Annotated in this window: 1 protein-coding gene; it reads left to right on the top strand. The window is 69.9% G+C overall.

Going from position 1 to position 1,026, the window contains the following annotated elements; all coding sequences use genetic code 11:
- Window positions 1-1,026 (top strand): hypothetical protein (locus ACY1JZ_RS25970; RefSeq protein WP_462631670.1); only part of this gene is annotated, 1,026 nt, incomplete at both ends.

The raw sequence follows: 1,026 nt of genomic DNA, 5'->3' as shown, positions 1-1,026 counted from the left end.
CTACGGGTGCCACGGGCGACACGGGCGACACGGGCGCTACTGGCGCTACAGGGGCTACAGGCGCTACAGGTGCCACGGGCGACACGGGCGCTACTGGGGCCACGGGCGACACGGGGGCTACGGGGGCTACTGGCGACACGGGCGCTACGGGGGCTACTGGCGACACAGGTGCTACTGGTGCCACAGGCGACACGGGCGCTACTGGAGCTACAGGTGCCACGGGCGACACAGGCGCTACGGGTGCTACTGGCGACACGGGTGATACCGGGGCTACTGGAGCCACAGGCGACACAGGCGCTACGGGTGCTACAGGCGACACAGGTGCTACTGGTGCCACAGGCGACACAGGTGCTACGGGTGCTACGGGTGCTACAGGCGACACAGGCGCTACTGGCGCTACTGGCGACACGGGCGCTACGGGTGCTACGGGCGACACAGGCGCTACTGGAGTCACAGGTGACACAGGCGCTACGGGTGCTACAGGCGACACGGGCGCTACAGGCGACACGGGCGCTACAGGTGCCACGGGCGCTACAGGTGCCACGGGCGACACGGGCGCTACGGGTGCCACGGGCGACACGGGCGCTACGGGTGCTACTGGCGACACAGGTGCTACCGGGGCCACGGGTGACACAGGCGCTACTGGAGCAACGGGCGACACAGGCGCTACTGGAGCTACTGGTGACACAGGCGCTACGGGTGCCACGGGCGACACGGGTGCCACGGGCGACACGGGTGCCACGGGCGACACGGGTGCTACTGGAGCTACAGGTGCTACGGGCGACACGGGCGCTACGGGGGCTACTGGCGACACAGGTGCTACCGGGGCCACGGGTGACACAGGCGCTACTGGAGCAACGGGCGACACAGGCGCTACAGGTGCCACGGGCGACACGGGCGACACGGGCGCTACTGGCGCTACAGGGGCTACGGGCGACACGGGTGCCACGGGCGCTACGGGTGCTACTGGCGACACAGGTGCTACTGGTGCCACGGGCGACACGGGCGCTACTGGTGCCACGGGCG

It is taken from the genome of Paenibacillus sp. J5 (assembly GCF_054955055.1).
This window is presented reverse-complemented; position numbering and strand designations above follow the sequence as displayed.